At 56.5% G+C, this 15,064-nt stretch carries 15 protein-coding genes; 6 read left to right on the top strand and 9 right to left on the bottom strand.

Annotated features, from left to right (window positions below; all coding sequences use genetic code 11):
* Positions 1-342 precede the first annotated feature (342 nt).
* The gene (aroG, locus tag F7Q90_RS15730) at positions 343-1,395 is read left to right on the top strand and encodes a 3-deoxy-7-phosphoheptulonate synthase AroG (RefSeq protein WP_006118487.1); all 1,053 of its coding nucleotides are present in this window, start codon (positions 343-345) and stop codon (positions 1,393-1,395) included.
* 60 nt (positions 1,396-1,455) lie between these two features.
* Here the strand turns inward: aroG and gpmA are convergent, their stop codons facing one another.
* The 6 genes from gpmA to modE all read right to left on the bottom strand — a co-directional run bounded on the left by gpmA (position 1,456) and on the right by modE (position 8,128).
* Positions 1,456-2,208, bottom strand: coding sequence for a 2,3-diphosphoglycerate-dependent phosphoglycerate mutase (gene gpmA, locus F7Q90_RS15725; protein ID WP_006118488.1), 753 nt, complete (start codon positions 2,206-2,208; stop codon positions 1,456-1,458).
* Positions 2,209-2,356: 148 nt separating this feature from the next.
* Entirely contained in the window at positions 2,357-3,391 is a 1,035-nt protein-coding gene (gene galM / locus F7Q90_RS15720; protein ID WP_006118489.1) for a galactose-1-epimerase, read from the bottom strand.
* Positions 3,385-4,533: a galactokinase gene (gene galK / locus F7Q90_RS15715; protein ID WP_006118490.1), complete on the bottom strand. Its 1,149-nt coding sequence runs from the start codon at positions 4,531-4,533 to the stop codon at positions 3,385-3,387. Before galK ends, galM begins: the two co-directional genes overlap by 7 nt.
* Positions 4,530-5,576 carry a galactose-1-phosphate uridylyltransferase gene (gene galT, locus F7Q90_RS15710; protein ID WP_006118491.1) on the bottom strand — a complete coding sequence of 349 codons (1,047 nt, stop codon included), beginning with the start codon at positions 5,574-5,576 and terminating at the stop codon, positions 4,530-4,532. The genes galK and galT overlap by 4 nt, the downstream gene beginning before the upstream one ends.
* A 220-nt stretch (positions 5,577-5,796) precedes the next feature.
* The gene (gene modF, locus F7Q90_RS15705; protein WP_006118492.1) at positions 5,797-7,269 is read right to left on the bottom strand and encodes a molybdate ABC transporter ATP-binding protein ModF; all 1,473 of its coding nucleotides are present in this window, start codon (positions 7,267-7,269) and stop codon (positions 5,797-5,799) included.
* 76 nt (positions 7,270-7,345) lie between these two features.
* A complete protein-coding gene (modE, locus tag F7Q90_RS15700; RefSeq protein WP_006118493.1) occupies positions 7,346-8,128 on the bottom strand; it encodes a molybdenum-dependent transcriptional regulator in 783 nt (260 codons plus the stop codon).
* A gap of 141 nt (positions 8,129-8,269) precedes the next feature.
* On the opposite strand from modE, the gene F7Q90_RS15695 reads away from it, so the two are divergent.
* The 4 genes from F7Q90_RS15695 (at position 8,270) to modC (ending at position 11,081) form a co-directional block, all read left to right on the top strand.
* Positions 8,270-8,425, top strand: coding sequence for an AcrZ family multidrug efflux pump-associated protein (locus tag F7Q90_RS15695; RefSeq protein ID WP_006118494.1), 156 nt, complete (start codon positions 8,270-8,272; stop codon positions 8,423-8,425).
* A 135-nt stretch (positions 8,426-8,560) separates the two neighbouring features.
* On the top strand, positions 8,561-9,334 hold the full coding sequence (gene modA / locus F7Q90_RS15690) for a molybdate ABC transporter substrate-binding protein (protein WP_006118495.1): 774 nt from the start codon (positions 8,561-8,563) through the stop codon (positions 9,332-9,334).
* Positions 9,331-10,026 (top strand): molybdate ABC transporter permease subunit, encoded by a 696-nt coding sequence (modB, locus tag F7Q90_RS15685; RefSeq protein ID WP_006118496.1) that lies wholly within the window; start codon positions 9,331-9,333, stop codon positions 10,024-10,026. The genes modA and modB overlap by 4 nt, the downstream gene beginning before the upstream one ends.
* Positions 10,020-11,081 carry a molybdenum ABC transporter ATP-binding protein ModC gene (modC, locus tag F7Q90_RS15680; RefSeq protein ID WP_006118497.1) on the top strand — a complete coding sequence of 354 codons (1,062 nt, stop codon included), beginning with the start codon at positions 10,020-10,022 and terminating at the stop codon, positions 11,079-11,081. Before modB ends, modC begins: the two co-directional genes overlap by 7 nt.
* Positions 11,082-11,115: 34 nt before the next feature.
* Here the strand turns inward: modC and F7Q90_RS15675 are convergent, their stop codons facing one another.
* Positions 11,116-11,934, bottom strand: coding sequence for a pyridoxal phosphatase (locus F7Q90_RS15675; protein WP_006118498.1), 819 nt, complete (start codon positions 11,932-11,934; stop codon positions 11,116-11,118).
* A gap of 155 nt (positions 11,935-12,089) precedes the next feature.
* On the opposite strand from F7Q90_RS15675, the gene pgl reads away from it, so the two are divergent.
* Complete coding sequence (gene pgl / locus F7Q90_RS15670; RefSeq protein WP_006118499.1) at positions 12,090-13,088, top strand: 6-phosphogluconolactonase; 999 nt, start codon at positions 12,090-12,092, stop codon at positions 13,086-13,088.
* Positions 13,089-13,137: 49 nt separating this feature from the next.
* Here pgl and F7Q90_RS15665 read toward each other — a convergent pair whose 3' ends face one another.
* Positions 13,138-13,614, bottom strand: coding sequence for a kinase inhibitor (locus F7Q90_RS15665; RefSeq protein WP_006118500.1), 477 nt, complete (start codon positions 13,612-13,614; stop codon positions 13,138-13,140).
* A gap of 73 nt (positions 13,615-13,687) precedes the next feature.
* Complete coding sequence (gene bioA / locus F7Q90_RS15660) at positions 13,688-14,980, bottom strand: adenosylmethionine--8-amino-7-oxononanoate transaminase (protein WP_006118501.1); 1,293 nt, start codon at positions 14,978-14,980, stop codon at positions 13,688-13,690.
* Between the last annotated feature and the right edge of the window lie 84 nt (positions 14,981-15,064).

Here is a 15,064-nt window from a genome sequence, read left to right as displayed (position 1 = left end):
ATGGAGGCGAAGCGCCTCAAGGAGCCATGTCCGGTGTTTCACGCGATAGTGTCCATTAAAAAATGATGGACACTATTTTCCCGGAACCGGAGCCCGCTGCACAGACGGTTTAAATGTGACGCTTACAAATAAAATTTCGCTGGTTAGCTTAAAGACAGGTATTAATAAACGTAAGCCACCGATCCTCAGTAGTTACCCTTAAAAGTCTAGACGCATAACCCATTTATGCAAATTTTACACATGCATTTTACATGGATTCAGAATTTACACCCTCTGCGCTTCCGGCTACATTGGCTGGGTTGAGCCCGGCGCGCGCCGGGCCAGAAATTATATGGAATCAGTATGAATTACCAGAATGATGATTTACGCATTAAAGAGATAAAAGAGCTGTTGCCCCCCGTTGCCCTGCTGGAAAAATTTCCTGCAACCGAACGTGCCGCGCAAACCGTTTCTCAGGCGCGTCAGGCCATTCACCAGATCCTGAACGGGGCCGATGATCGGCTGCTGGTGGTAATTGGACCCTGCTCTATCCACGATACCGAGGCCGCAAAAGAGTATGCTGCACGTCTGTTAAACCTGCGTGAGCAGCTGAAGGGCGAGCTGGAAGTGGTAATGCGCGTTTACTTTGAAAAACCGCGTACCACCGTTGGCTGGAAAGGGCTGATCAACGATCCCTATATGGATGGCACCTTCCAGTTAAATGATGGCCTGCGCCTGGCGCGTAAGCTGCTGCTGGAGATTAACGATTCTGGCCTGCCTGCGGCGGGTGAGTTCCTGGACATGATTACGCCGCAGTATGTCGCTGACCTGATGAGCTGGGGCGCTATTGGTGCCAGGACGACAGAGTCGCAGGTGCACCGTGAACTGGCTTCCGGTCTTTCCTGCCCGGTCGGTTTTAAAAACGGGACCGATGGCACCATTAAAGTGGCGATTGATGCGATCAACGCAGCCGGTTCACCGCACTGTTTCTTGTCCGTGACCAAATATGGCCACTCTGCAATTGTGGAAACGCGCGGCAACAGCGACTGTCACATCATCCTACGCGGCGGAAAAGAACCTAACTACAGCGCCAGCCACGTCAGTGCCGTGAAGGCCGGACTGGAGAAGGCTGGCTTACCGCAGCAGGTGATGATCGATTTCAGTCACGCAAACAGCAGCAAGCAGTTCCAGAAGCAGATGCAGGTGGCTGATGATGTGGCACAGCAGATGATCAATGGCGAGCGCGGCATCATTGGCGTGATGATTGAAAGCCATCTGGTGGAAGGCAATCAGAGCCTGGAAAGCGGTGAACCGCTGGTTTACGGTAAGAGCGTGACCGATGCCTGTATCGGCTGGGAAGATACCGAAAAGGTATTACGTCAGCTGGCCGATGCGGTCAAACAGCGTCGCGGTTAACCGTGAGGCCATAAAAAAGGGCCAGACATCGCAGTCTGGCCCTTTTTACAGGTCAGTACATTACTTCGCTTTACCCTGGTTTGCCACGGCCGCCGCTTTCGCTGCGATCTCATCGGCGTCCCCCAGGTAGTAGTGTTTGACGGGCTTGAAGTTCTCGTCGAATTCGTAAACCAGCGGAACGCCGGTTGGGATATTCAGCTCAAGAATCTCGTCTTCGCTCATGTTATCCAGGTATTTCACCAGCGCGCGCAGTGAGTTGCCGTGTGCGGCGATAATCACTTTCTCACCACTTTTAATGCGTGGCAGGATGCTTTCGTTCCAGTAAGGAATAACGCGATCGATGGTCAGTGCCAGACTTTCCGTGGTAGGCAGTTGCTCAGGGGACAATGACGCATAACGCGGATCGTGTCCCGGGAAACGCTCATCACTGCGATCCAGCTCCGGCGGGGTCACGGCAAAGCCACGACGCCACTGTTTGACCTGCTCGTCACCATATTTAGCGGCGGTTTCAGCTTTATCCAGCCCCTGTAACGCACCATAGTGACGCTCGTTCAGACGCCAGGATTTTTCAACGGGCAGCCAGGCCTGATCCAGCTCATCCAGAATATTCCACAGGGTATGGATGGCGCGTTTCAGCACGGAGGTGTAGGCGAAATCGAACACGAAACCTTCTTTCTTCAGCAGCTGTCCGGCTGCTTTAGCTTCGGTACGGCCTTTGTCAGAAAGGTCTACATCATACCATCCGGTGAAGCGGTTTTCGTTGTTCCACTGGCTTTCGCCGTGTCGCACCAGAACCAGCTTAGTTACAGCCATAGCTTAACTCCTTAATACTTGATGTTTCTGAGATAATGGAAACCTGTTGTCGCCAGCCCGCTGGCCGACCATTGCGCTCTACCATAGCGGAAAACAGCGCACTGCGTAAGTCTGTCTGTGACGCACTGCGCGTTTTTCACCCGGCGGCTCAGTGTGAGGTAAAACGATAGCGCGTAACGGATTCCCAACGATCCCCCGGCTGCAGCCAGCAATCATCCTGTGGCCACTCGGGATGATTGGGCGAATCCGGTAAAAACTCACTCTCCAGCGCAATCCCCTGGTAAGCAGTATAGCTTTCCTGCTCCCGGGCGCGCGTGCCAGCCAGATAGTTGCCGCTGTAAAGCTGCAGGGCAGGGGCCGACGTCGTTACACTTAACTGCAGCTTGCCGTCCTGCGACCATAACGCTGCTGCGGGCTGGCTTGCATCGCCCGCGCTGTTAAGTAGAAAGGCATGATCGTAGCCTTTAACCGCCTGTTGATCGGCATCGGCAAGGAAATCCTGTGCCAGGCTTTTGGCCTGACGGAAGTCAAAGCTGGTGCCGTCCACGGCTTTCAGCGGGCCGTTGGGAATACCCTCGCTATCGACGGGCAGATAACGATCGGCGTGCAGTTGTAAGCGATGCTGGCGCGCATCGCCATGATGCGCATCAAGATTAAAGTAAGCATGGTTAGTGAGATTCACCGGACAGGGTTGATCGCACCGGGCTTCATAGTGGATGGACAGGCAGTTATCGTCATCCAGCACATAGCGCAAATCCGCGATCAGATTTCCCGGATAGCCCTGATCGCCGTCAGGCGAATCCAGACGATAATGCACTTCGTTTTCTGACTGGCTGATAATCTGCCAGCGGCGTTTATCGAACCCGTCCGGACCACCGTGTAACTGATGCTCACCCTGGTTGGCGAGCAGTTGTCGGTTGAGGGTATTGAGTTTTGCCCCGGCGATACGGTTAGCATAACGGCCAACGGTCGCCCCCAGATAGGCGTCCTGATGCAGATAATCGGACGGCGTGGCACAGCCTAAGAGGGCCTCGCGCACGCTGCCGTCCTGAAGTGGCACGCGCGCCGACAGCCAGGTTGCTCCCCAGTCCATAAAGGTGGCCACCATTCCGTGCGCATTACGCAGCACGGTGATGCGCCATGGTTGACCATCCGGCGCATGGGAATTGACATCGCTTAACATTGACCTGCTCCTTCTGAAGCTTTACACACGTAGAAGGTCTCCTTGATGCCCGTTTTAGCTTCGTACTGGCTGGCGACGGCGGCCTGCACCTGATCAACCAGCTCAAGCGGCATCAGCGCAACGATACAGCCCCCGAAGCCGCCACCGGTCATACGGACACCACCACGATTGCCGATCTCGGCTTTAACAATTTCAACCAGCGTGTCGACAGGCGGCACGGTGATTTCAAAGTCATCACGCATTGAGGCATGCGATTCCGCCATCAGTTCCCCCATGCGCGTTAAATCGCCACGCGAAAGCACCTCTGCGGCTTCCAGCGTACGGGCATTTTCGGTAATGACATGGCGCACGCGCTTCGCGACGTCAGGATCTAACTGCGCGACCGCCGCCTCAAATTCCGCCAGGCCGACATCGCGTAGTGCTTTCTTATTAAAGAAGCGCGCACCGGTTTCACACTGCTGGCGGCGGGTATTGTATTCGCTGCCCACCAGGTTTCGGCGGAAATTAGAGTTAATGATCACCACGGCCACGTCTTCCGGCAGGGAAACCGGTTTGGTGCCGAGTGAGCGGCAATCCAGCAGCATGGCATGATCTTTTTGCCCCAGCGCGGAAATCAGCTGATCCATAATGCCGCAGTTACAGCCCACGAACTGGTTCTCCGCCTCCTGACCGTTTACCGCAATGGCGGCGCCATCCAGCGGCAGGTTGAACAACTGCTGAAAAACGGTCCCGACGGCCACTTCCAGCGAGGCAGAGGAGCTGAGGCCCGCGCCCTGAGGCACGTTACCGCTAATCACCATATCCACGCCGTTAAAATCAGGCGCGCGCTTCTGCAAATGCTTCACCACGCCGCGCACATAGTTTGCCCACATCGGTTCGCTCACGCTGGTAATGGGATCGTCCAGTGAGAAGCTGTCCTGCGCCTGATCGTAATCCACGGCCACAACGCGTACCTGACGATCGTCGCGTCTGGCACAGGCGATAACGGTTTGGTAGTCAATGGCACAAGGCAAAACGAAACCATCGTTATAATCCGTATGCTCGCCAATCAGGTTGACGCGGCCGGGTGCCTGAATCGTGTGAGTGGGCGCATAGCCAAAGGTGTCGGTAAAGACCTGCTGCGTGATGGTTTTTAAGCTCATTGTTGTGCCTCACGGAAATGAATGTCACTCACGGCGCGCAGACGTTCTGCTGCCTGCTCCGCGGTTAAATCGCGTTGGGTTTCAGCCAGCATCTCGTAGCCGACCATAAATTTGCGCACCGTGGCTGAACGCAGCAGCGGCGGATAAAAATGGGCATGAAGTTGCCAGTGGGCGTTTTCCTCGCCGTTAAACGGCGCACCGTGCCAGCCCATGGAGTAGGGGAAGGCGCACTGGAACAGGTTGTCATAGCGGCTGGTCAGCAGCTTAAGGGCTTTCGCCAGATCGTTGCGTTGCGCCTCGCTCAAATCAGTCATGCGTTTCACGTGCGCTTTGGGCAGTAGCAGGGTTTCAAAGGGCCAGGCGGCCCACCACGGCACCACGGCGATCCAGTGCTCGGTTTCCACTACGGTGCGGCTGCCGTCTTGCTGTTCACGCGCACAGTAATCCACCAGCAGTGGTGAGCCGGTTTTTGCAAAATACTGACGTTGATGGTCATCTTCGCGCTGGGCCTCGTTAGGCAGGAAGCTGTTGGCCCAGACCTGGCCATGCGGATGCGGATTCGAACAGCCCATGGCGGCGCCTTTGTTCTCAAACACCTGCACCCACGGATAATGCTGGCCCAGCTCTGCGGTCTGTTCCTGCCAGGTGCGCACGACCTCTTCCAGCGCGCTCAGGGACATTTCAGGCAACGTTTTACTGTGATCGGGCGAAAAGCAAATCACGCGGCTGGTTCCGCGCGCGCTTTCGCAACGTATCAGGAGATCATCGCTTTCGGGTGCATCCGGCGTATCCGTCATCAGCGCAGCAAAGTCATTGGTAAAAACGTACGTACCTTTGTAATCCGGGTTCACATCGCCGGTAATGCGCGTATTTCCTGCACACAGAAAACAGTCTGGATCGTGTGACGGCAGGGCATTTACCGCGGGCGTTTCCTGCGCACCCTGCCAGGGACGTTTGGCCCGGTGAGGTGAAACCAGAATCCATTGGTCAGTCAGGGGATTGTAACGGCGATGGGGATGATCGACCGGGTTAAATTTTTGCATGTCACATCCTGGTCAGCGTCAAAATAAAAAAATCATCGCTAAAAAATAGCACATCAAATGGCATGAAAGCGTGATCAAGTCTGAATAAATGGTATCGTTTACACAAGATGACTATTCTTATTTAAAGGCGAAAAGGCACATTATGGTCATGGAATGGGGTTTTAAATGGTAGCGTTTACATTGCAGATAATATCCCCGCCGTTTGCACGGCAGGGTTGTGTCAGATCACATCTTGCTGATAACGGTAGCCGCCTGTGCCATCATGGAGAAAATGCAGGCGATGCGTAATACAGTGCGGGGCATCTTCGGCATGATGCGAAACAAACAGCAGCTGGGTCCGGCCTTCCCCAATCAGAATATCCACAAAGCGGCGCACCAGTTGCCGGTTAAGCGGATCCAGCCCCTGCAAGGGCTCGTCAAGGATCAATAACGTGGGATGCTTAACCAGCGCGCGGGCGATTAAGAGCAGCCGTTGTTGCCCCCAGGACAAACTGTGGAACGGCGCATTCGCCATCGCATTATCCATCCCTGTCAGCGCCAGCCACTGTTGCGCCAGCGCCATCTGGCGGTCAGATACAGCCTGATAGAGACCAATCGAATCGAAAAAGCCCGATAAAATCACGGTGCGCACATTCACGCTGACCCGGTAGTCCAGATGCAGGCTGCTGCTGACATAGCCGATATGCTGCTTGATGTCCCAGATGGTCTCGCCGCTGCCGCGGCGAATGCCGAACAGGGTTAAATCATTGCTGTAACCCTGCGGATGATCGCCCGTCACCAGGCTCAGTAAGGTGGATTTACCCGCGCCATTGGGGCCAATGATGTGCCAGTGCTCACCGGGATTCACCTGCCAGTTCAGGCCGTTGATCACGGGCTGATCGTTATAGGACACCACCGCGTTGCGCAGGATCACGCGCGGCGCATCATCCGCCAACGCGGGCAACTGATCGGGCACATCGGCCTCCGGCAACGCCATACCGTCCAGCTGTTCACTGCGAGCCAACTGCGCGACCAGCGTCTGGGCCAGAATGGTCTCGCGTGGCCCGACCTGCGTCAGGCTGCATTCGGCCAGAACGCCCACCTGATCGACATAATCCGGAATATCGTCAAAGCGGTTCAGCACCAGCACCAGCGTGACGTCAGCCTCATGCAGCGTTGCTAAGGTGGCCGTCAGATTCGCGCGGGAATCCACATCCAGGCCGTCAAAAGGTTCATCCAGAATCAGCAGATCAGGCTGTGCCATCAGCGCCTGGCACAGCAGCGTTTTTCGCGTCTCGCCTGTGGACAGGTATTTAAAGCGGCGACTGAGCAGACTACTGATGCCAAACTGCGCCGCCAGACGTTCACAGCGTGCGGCATCTTTCACCGCATCCTGAATAATTTCCGCCGTGGTGCGGCCGCTGTCGTCCTCACCTTCGCTGAGTAAATCGGTATTGTTACGTTGCCATTCCTCGGCGACCAGCTTCTGTAGCTGCTCCAGCGACAGGCGCCACGGGCGCTGAAAATCGTGCGTCACCTTACCCGATAACGGGGGAAGCTCGCCTGAAAGCGCGCGTGCCAGCGAGGACTTGCCGCTGCCGTTTGCGCCAACAAACGCCCAGCGCTCACCCCGGCGAAGATGCACATCGGCCAGGGACAGCACCCGGGTATCATTAAGGTGAAATATGCCTTGCGAAATTTGCAATGAAGCCATGATTTGTTCCATTTTATGCAGCGTTAACTGACGTTTTAGCGACTGCAAACAGGGATGTCAAACCGGCCGGTGAAAATCACCGCAGTGAGGCAACAATCGCATGACTGGCGCTGAAGCTGGCGATAACATTCATGCCGATGTGAAGCTGACGCTGTTCCGTTTCACGGTTATCCAGCGTGGCACACAACGTTTCGCCACTGGGTAAGGTCATCAGCACTTCACTCACCTGCTGGCCTTTTTCGATAGCGGTCAGCGTTGCGGCAAGCTGATTCTCGGCATCAGTGGGCGCGGTATGCACACTGACCCACGGGGCCTTGATTAATACCAGTACCTCTTTTCCGGCGTGCAAATTCAGCCGTTCTGCGCTGCGCTCGGTCAGGGCAATGTTGAGCCGCGTCACGCCATCGGCAAGCAGAATCGTCAGATGTTGTATCACCTGCTGAGCATCATTGTGCACGACGGTACCAAACAGTTGATTACGTGCACTGGTTTGCAGGGAGGAGCGGGCGATAGCCGCGAGTAAGCTGTCGAGCGGCAGGGTATCCTGCTGCAGCGCATCGAAGGCATGTTGCTGAATCTTTTCCATCAGGCCAAACAGCTGTACCAGTCGTTCACCGTAGCGGGTTAACTGCGCGCCGCCACCGCCTTTGCCCCCGGTCGCGCGTGCCACGACTTCCTGCCCGGCCAGGTGGTTCATGTCGCTGATGGCGTCCCAGGCGCTTTTGTAACTGATGCCCGCCAGTTTAGCGCCCTGACTGATGGAGCCGGTTTGCTGCACGCGTTGCAGCAAGGCAATGCGGCGGGGATCGGCAAACAGTTTCTGCTGCAGGCGAATATGAAGGGTGAGGTCGGCTTGCATGGTGGCTCCTGCAAAGGGTAAGTCGCGTGATCGGGCTGATGATAACGAGCTTTGCGCCTCAAAGTAAAAGCACGAAAAGGTCTGCGCAAATTTTTACTGAGCCGTTACAATCTCTTTTTTATCCGCAAAGTGGGACTTTCCATGCTGGAACTCATTAAAAGCCTCGCCGTGGCAGTGATTATGGTACCTGTGGTTATGGCGATTATGTTAGGCCTGATTTACGGTCTGGGTGAAGTGTTTAACCTCATCTCTAAAACGGGTCGCCGCGACAACACTAACGCCCGCTCTCAGCATTAATCCTCCTGCAACGTCCGTCTCAGCACGGACGTTGCTGTTTTACGTCCACGCTTTTCTTCCTCTTTTAATCATTTTGTCTGGCTGTCAGGCCGTTCGCTGTATTATTTTATATATAACGATCACTGGAGAAAAATCATGCGTTTAACCTTACTACGTTCCGCAACTGCCGCCGTAATTGCCCTGTCACTGGCCGTTCCGGCGCTTGCAGCCGATAAAATCACCGTCTTTGCGGCGGCCTCACTGACCAATGCGCTTAACGATATTGCGGCACACTATAAGAAAACACATGGGACAGAGGTGGTGTCGTCATTTGCCTCGTCGTCAGTCCTGGCCCGTCAGATTGAGCAGGGCGCGCCCGCCGATCTGTTTATCTCAGCCGATCAGCAGTGGATGGATGATGCGGTCGCAAAAAAAAGCATGATCGACACAACCCGCTATACCTTGTTGGGCAACGATCTGGTTCTGATAGCGCCACGCAGTGAGAACGCCAGGCCGGTAACGATTAACGATAAAACCGACTGGAAACGTCTGTTGAAAGGCGAACGTCTGGCGGTCGGCGATCCCGATCATGTGCCGGCGGGCATCTATGCCAAAGAGGCACTTGAGAAGCTGGGTGCCTGGTCTTCACTGTCACCTGTGCTGGCGCGCGCCAACAATGTGCGTGCCGCCCTGGCCCTGGTGGAACGTAATGAAACGCCTTACGGCATTGTGTACGGCTCTGATGCGGTCGCCAGCCAAAAAGTCCAGGTGGTCGGCACCTTTCCGGAAGACAGCCATAAACCGGTCGAATATCCTGTCGCGATTGTTAAAGATCACGACAACGCGGCCGTTAAGGCTTTTTATAACTACCTGAAAGGGCCGGAAGCGGCCGCAGTGTTTACCCAATACGGATTCACGCCTAAAAAATGATACTCAGTGATGTTGAATGGCAGGCCGTGATGCTCAGCCTGCAGGTCTCCGGCATTGCCGTCCTGTGCAGTCTGCCCTTCGGCATCCTTATGGCATGGGTTCTGGTCCGCTGCCAGTTTCCGGGTAAAGCGCTTCTGGACGGTGTGATTCACCTGCCGCTGGTGCTGCCGCCGGTGGTGGTCGGTTATCTGTTACTGATTGGCTTGGGCCGACGCGGCTTTATTGGTGAAAAGCTGTATGAATGGTTCGGCTTTAGCTTCGCGTTTAGCTGGCGCGGTGCGGCACTGGCGTCGGCGGTGATTGCCTTTCCGCTCATGGTGCGGGCCATTCGCCTGGCGCTGGACGCCGTGGATATCCGGCTGGAACAGGCGGCCCGGACGCTGGGCGCGGGCCGCTGGCGGGTCTTTTTTACCATTACGCTGCCGTTAACGCTGCCCGGTATTATCGTCGGTACGGTGCTGGCCTTTGCCCGCTCGCTGGGGGAATTCGGTGCCACTATTACATTTGTTTCCAACATTCCTGGCGAAACGCGCACGCTGCCGCTGGCGATGTATACGCTGATTGAAACGCCCGGGGCCGAAGGGGCCGCTGCGCGTCTGTGCGTTATCGCGGTGGTGCTGGCACTGGCCTCCTTGCTGGTGTCTGAATGGCTGGCGCAATGGGGCCGGAAACGGATGGGGGCCGGATGCTGACGCTCGATTTCACACAACGGCTGGGCGAACACGAGCTGGAAATCAACGTGACGGTTCCCGCCAACGGCATCACGGCAATATTTGGCGTGTCGGGTGCGGGTAAAACCTCGTTAATCAACGCGATTGGGGGGCTGACCCGGCCGCAGCGCGGGCGCATTCAGCTGCATGACCGTGTGTTGTTTGACGCCGAACAGCAGATTGCCTTGCCGCCTGAAAAGCGCAACGTGGGTTACGTTTTCCAGGAGGCGCGACTGTTTCCGCACTATCGTGTCCGGGGTAACTTACGCTATGGCCTGGCAGCCAGTATGAAAGGGCAGTTTGACACGCTGGTGGACTTACTGGGACTCGAACCCTTACTGGACCGCTTTCCGCTTTCACTCTCGGGCGGCGAAAAGCAGCGGGTGGCCATCGGGCGGGCGTTGCTCAGCGCCCCTGATATCCTGTTAATGGATGAACCCCTGGCCTCGCTGGATTTGCCGCGCAAGCGTGAGCTGATGCCTTATCTGCAAAAACTGGCAAAGCAGGTGGATATCCCGGTGCTGTACGTTTCTCACAGCCTCGACGAAATTCTGCAACTGGCCGAGACGGTGCTGGTTCTGGATCACGGTAAGGTGAAGGCCTTTGGCCCGCTGGAGCGGGTCTGGAGCAGCAGTGCGATGCGCCCCTGGCTGCCGGTCAGCGATCTGACCAGCGTACTGCGCGTTCAGGTGCTAGAGCATCATCCAGATTACCCGATGACGGCGTTATCGTTGGGCGATCAGCATATCTGGGTCAGTCGGGTAAATCAGCCGGTCAAAACGCCGTTACGGATACGGATTGCGTCGGCCGATGTTTCGCTGACGCTGCAACCGGCAAAACACAGCTCTGTTCGCAATGTGCTGCCAGCACAGGTGGTGGAGTTAATTGAGGTGGGCGATCAGGTGGAGGTTAAGCTGCGCATCGGTATCAGCGAACTCTGGGCGCGCATCTCTCCCTGGGCCCGGGACGAACTTAACATTCGCCCGGAGCAGTGGCTGTACGCACAGATTAAAAGCGTCTCTGTCACACCGGAATGACCCGCTGAAACCGTACTCACCGGGTCAGTGAAACTTACAGAACGAGCTGATAAAGCGTCTCGGCAATGCCGGTTTCCAGATTCGTACCGATGACCCTCTTCGCCCGGGCTTTAATGGCGTCATCCGCATTGCCCATGGCCACGCCCAGCCCCACCGTTTCCAGCATGCTCAGACCGTTGTAGTTGTCGCCGAAGGCAATGACGTCCTGCATTGTCAGCCCGACAGATTCGACCCACTGCGCCAGGCGCTTGCCTTTGCTGTTGCCGCCGCGGGCAACGTCGACCTGATCGTGCCAGGACCATTCGCAGGCCAGACCCAGCTCGTCTTGCGTACGCTGCGCAAACTGCTGCAACGCTGCTGTGTTGTCGTGAGACAGGGCAAACTTCCAGATCGACTGCGCCTCTCTGGCGGCCTGCGCCAGGCTGTCCACCTGTCTGAACACCGGACGCTGATATGGAGGTAATGACTCACTCCATTTCAGCGTACGAATCACATGGCCGGTCGGCGTTTGATAGAGCATCGCATCGTCCACATACAGCAGACCGTGAATATGATGTTCATCCAGCATCTCGATCACACGTACCGCAACGTCGGTATCGAGCGGATCGGCAGCCAGGACTTTTTTCGCCGGATAATCGTACAGGTAGGTCCCGTTACAGCAGATTGCGGGCGTATCCAGATTGAGCGTCTGGTAGAAAGGATGAATGGCACAGTGATGGCGTCCGGTCACGATAATCACCTTGATGCCCGCTTTGCGCGCCTGGGTAATCGCTTCTGTGGATTGGGGCAGAATGGTTTTCGTCGGGGTCAACAGCGTGCCGTCAAGGTCGAGGGCGATTACACGATAGCTCATTAATCCTCTCATCTGGATAGGTTAGCGAAACAGCAAGTCTACACCTGACTGTGGCCCGGAAACAAAAATCAGGGCACAAATCATTCCAGCGAGACAGAAAAAAACGCGCTACAGTGACCTGCAGAACAACATGAGTCAGCGAAAAAGGAGAATACATGAAGCAGGTTGTCTACACCGCCAGTCCCGAGAGTCAACAAATCCATGTCTGGCAGTTGAACGATGAGGGCACCTTGACGCTACTGCAGGTAACGGATATCGCCGGTCAGGTTCAGCCTATGGTGGTCAGTCCGAAAAAAGATTTCTTGTATGTGGGCGTGCGTCCGGATTTCCGCGTGCTGGCATTTCGTATTGCGCAGGATGGCACCTTAACGGAAGCGGGGCAGGCGCCGTTGCCGGGCAGCCCCACCCACATCTCCACCGATCACGCTGGCCGTTTCCTGTTTTGTGGCTCCTACAATGATGCCTGCGTCAGCATCAGCCCCATCGGCGCTGACGGTGTGCCCCAGGCTCCGAGCCAGGTGATCGACGGTCTGGCAGGTTGCCACTCTGCGAACATCGATAATGCCGACAGCACGTTATATGTGCCCGCGCTCAAACAGGATCGCATCTGCCTGTTTAACCTCGGGGCGGACGGTCAGTTAACGCCGCATTCCCAACAACAGGTCACTACGGCAGAGGGCGCGGGCCCGCGTCATATGGCGTTTCATGCCAACGGCCAGTACGCCTACAGCGTTAATGAACTTAACAGCACGGTCGAAGTCTGGTCACTGAAGAATGCACACGGCAAAATGGAATCGGTGCAAACGCTCGATATGATGCCGCCTGATTTTACCGGTACGCGCTGGGCCGCCGATATTCACCTGACGCCGGACGGACGTTTCCTGTACGCCTGCGATCGCACCAGCAGCACCATTACGGTGTTCAGCGTGAGTGAAGATGGCGCGCTACTGACGGTGGAGGGGTTCCAGCCGACCGAAACGCAGCCGCGGGGCTTCAATATCGACCACACGGGCCAGTATCTGGTGGCGGCAGGACAGAAGTCGCATCACATTGAGGTATACCGCATTACTCAACCGCAAGGGCAACTTGAACCTGTCGGCCGTTATGCCGTTGGACAGGGCCCAATGTGGGTTGTGGTACATCAGCTGGCTTAACGTTCAGCGTTGCCGCTCCCGGGCGGGAGCGGCAGAAGAGCACGCGCAATCAGACGTAATGAACGGTCAATGACGCGCTGGCTAATACGTGAAAATGCACGTTGAAGCCCACCATCGCGCCGCTGGCGCCTGCATCGACCTCAATGCTCTCCACATCCAGCGCATGGACGCTAAAAATGTAGCGGTGCGTTTCACCCGCCGGTGGCGCGGCCCCGCCGTACCCGGCCTGGGCGAAATCTGTGCGGGTTTGCACGGCACCTGCAGGTAAGGCGGCTTTACCGGAACCCGCACCCTGCGGCAGCGATGTGGTATCGGCCGGAAGATTGGCGACCACCCAGTGCCACCAGCCTGAGCCGGTCGGGGCATCAGGATCGAAACAGGTCACGACAAAACTTTTTGTGCCTTCCGGCGCGTCTTCCCAGGCAAGATGCGGTGACACATTTTCGCCCTGATAGCCCATCCCGTTGAAAACATGCTTTTCCGGCATTTTGTCGCCGTCGTGTAAATCCTGACTATAAACTCGCATCACATCTCCTTGGGTTTATGGTGACTGCGTCTTCATCTTAACCAAAACCGCCTGGACGTCCAGCCTTCAGGGCTCAACGCAGAAAATGGCCGGGGTTCGCCAGGGCTGCGGCCATGGCCTGGATCAGCGTATCCAGTGCTTCAGGCGCGATGATATAGGGCGGCATCAGGTAGATCAGACGACCAAAGGGCCGAATCCAGACGCCCTGACTGACGAAAAACTGCTGCAGGGCGGCCATATTCACTGGACGGTGAGTTTCTACCACGCCAATCGCGCCCAGCACACGAACATCGGCTACCGCTGGCGACTGGCGCAGTGGCGTCAGTCCCGCCTGAAGCTGACGCTCGATAGCGCTGACCTGCCCGCGCCAGTGGCCTTCCTGTACCATTTTCAGGCTCTCCGCCGCCACGGCGCACGCCAGCGGATTGCCCATAAAGGTTGGGCCATGCATAAAGCAGCCCGCCGGACTGCGGCTGATGGTATCGGCGACATCACGTGTGGTCAGCGTGGCGGCCAGGCTCATCGTGCCGCCGGTCAGGGCTTTGCCGACGCACAGGATGTCCGGTGTGATCGCCGCATGTTCGCAGGCAAACAGCGTGCCGGTGCGGCCAAAGCCCGTGGCGATTTCATCAGCGATCAGCAGGATGCCGTAACGATCACACCACTCGCGCACCTTCTGCAGGTAGCGCGGATGGTAAAAACGCATGCCGCCCGCGCCCTGTACGATGGGCTCCAGAATCACCGCGGCCAACTGATGCTGATGCTGTTCGATCAGCCGGGCGAAATCCTGAAAATCTTCTTCATTCCAGGCCGCGTCAAAACCACATTGCGGCGCCTCGGCAAAATGGTGCTCGGGCAGATAGCCGCGCCACAGGCTGTGCATGGAATTATCCGGATCGCACACCGACATCGCCGCAAATGTATCACCGTGATAGCCACGCTTGAGGGTTAAAAACTGCTGACGCGTTTCTCCCCGACCCAGCCAGTATTGCAACGCCATCTTCATTGCCACTTCGACGGCAACGGAGCCGGAGTCTGCAAGGAATACGCACGCCAGCGCGTCAGGTGTCATCGCCACTAACTGACGACACAGCGCCACCGCGGCGGGATGCGTAATCCCGCCGAACATCACGTGGGACATCTGAGCCATCTGCTGCTGCAGGGCCTGGTTCAGGCGTGGATGGTTGTAACCATGAATCGCCGCCCACCAGGAGGACATCCCGTCTACCAGTGTGCGCCCATCCGCCAGTTGCAGCGTGTAACCCTGTGCCGCGACGACCGGGTAACAGGGCAACGGTTGCTGCATGGAGGTGTAAGGATGCCAGATATGCTGGCGATCGAATTCGGCGTCCTGAAGCGTAAACATCGTAGTTGTAAACCAAAATAAAAAGATTTAGTTTACAAGTATAACCACGTTAACTGTCGGGATGACACCTTTTTTGGAGTACGT

This window comes from Pantoea stewartii subsp. stewartii (assembly GCF_008801695.1).
GTDB lineage: Bacteria > Pseudomonadota > Gammaproteobacteria > Enterobacterales > Enterobacteriaceae > Pantoea > Pantoea stewartii.
The sequence above is the reverse complement of the archived record's forward strand: the minus strand, read 5'-3'. Positions and strand labels throughout refer to the sequence as shown.

Bases quoted from the DNA above. Each gene is read 5' to 3' on its own strand.
- aroG (WP_006118487.1), top strand. From the start codon at position 343: ATGAATTACCAGAATGATGATTTACGCATTAAAGAGATAAAAGAGCTG.
- gpmA (WP_006118488.1), bottom strand. From the start codon at position 2,208: ATGGCTGTAACTAAGCTGGTTCTGGTGCGACACGGCGAAAGCCAGTGG.
- galM (WP_006118489.1), bottom strand. From the start codon at position 3,391: ATGTTAAGCGATGTCAATTCCCATGCGCCGGATGGTCAACCATGGCGC.
- galK (WP_006118490.1), bottom strand. From the start codon at position 4,533: ATGAGCTTAAAAACCATCACGCAGCAGGTCTTTACCGACACCTTTGGC.
- galT (WP_006118491.1), bottom strand. From the start codon at position 5,576: ATGCAAAAATTTAACCCGGTCGATCATCCCCATCGCCGTTACAATCCC.
- modF (WP_006118492.1), bottom strand. From the start codon at position 7,269: ATGGCTTCATTGCAAATTTCGCAAGGCATATTTCACCTTAATGATACC.
- modE (WP_006118493.1), bottom strand. From the start codon at position 8,128: ATGCAAGCCGACCTCACCCTTCATATTCGCCTGCAGCAGAAACTGTTT.
- F7Q90_RS15695 (WP_006118494.1), top strand. From the start codon at position 8,270: ATGCTGGAACTCATTAAAAGCCTCGCCGTGGCAGTGATTATGGTACCT.
- modA (WP_006118495.1), top strand. From the start codon at position 8,561: ATGCGTTTAACCTTACTACGTTCCGCAACTGCCGCCGTAATTGCCCTG.
- modB (WP_006118496.1), top strand. From the start codon at position 9,331: ATGATACTCAGTGATGTTGAATGGCAGGCCGTGATGCTCAGCCTGCAG.
- modC (WP_006118497.1), top strand. From the start codon at position 10,020: ATGCTGACGCTCGATTTCACACAACGGCTGGGCGAACACGAGCTGGAA.
- F7Q90_RS15675 (WP_006118498.1), bottom strand. From the start codon at position 11,934: ATGAGCTATCGTGTAATCGCCCTCGACCTTGACGGCACGCTGTTGACC.
- pgl (WP_006118499.1), top strand. From the start codon at position 12,090: ATGAAGCAGGTTGTCTACACCGCCAGTCCCGAGAGTCAACAAATCCAT.
- F7Q90_RS15665 (WP_006118500.1), bottom strand. From the start codon at position 13,614: ATGCGAGTTTATAGTCAGGATTTACACGACGGCGACAAAATGCCGGAA.
- bioA (WP_006118501.1), bottom strand. From the start codon at position 14,980: ATGTTTACGCTTCAGGACGCCGAATTCGATCGCCAGCATATCTGGCAT.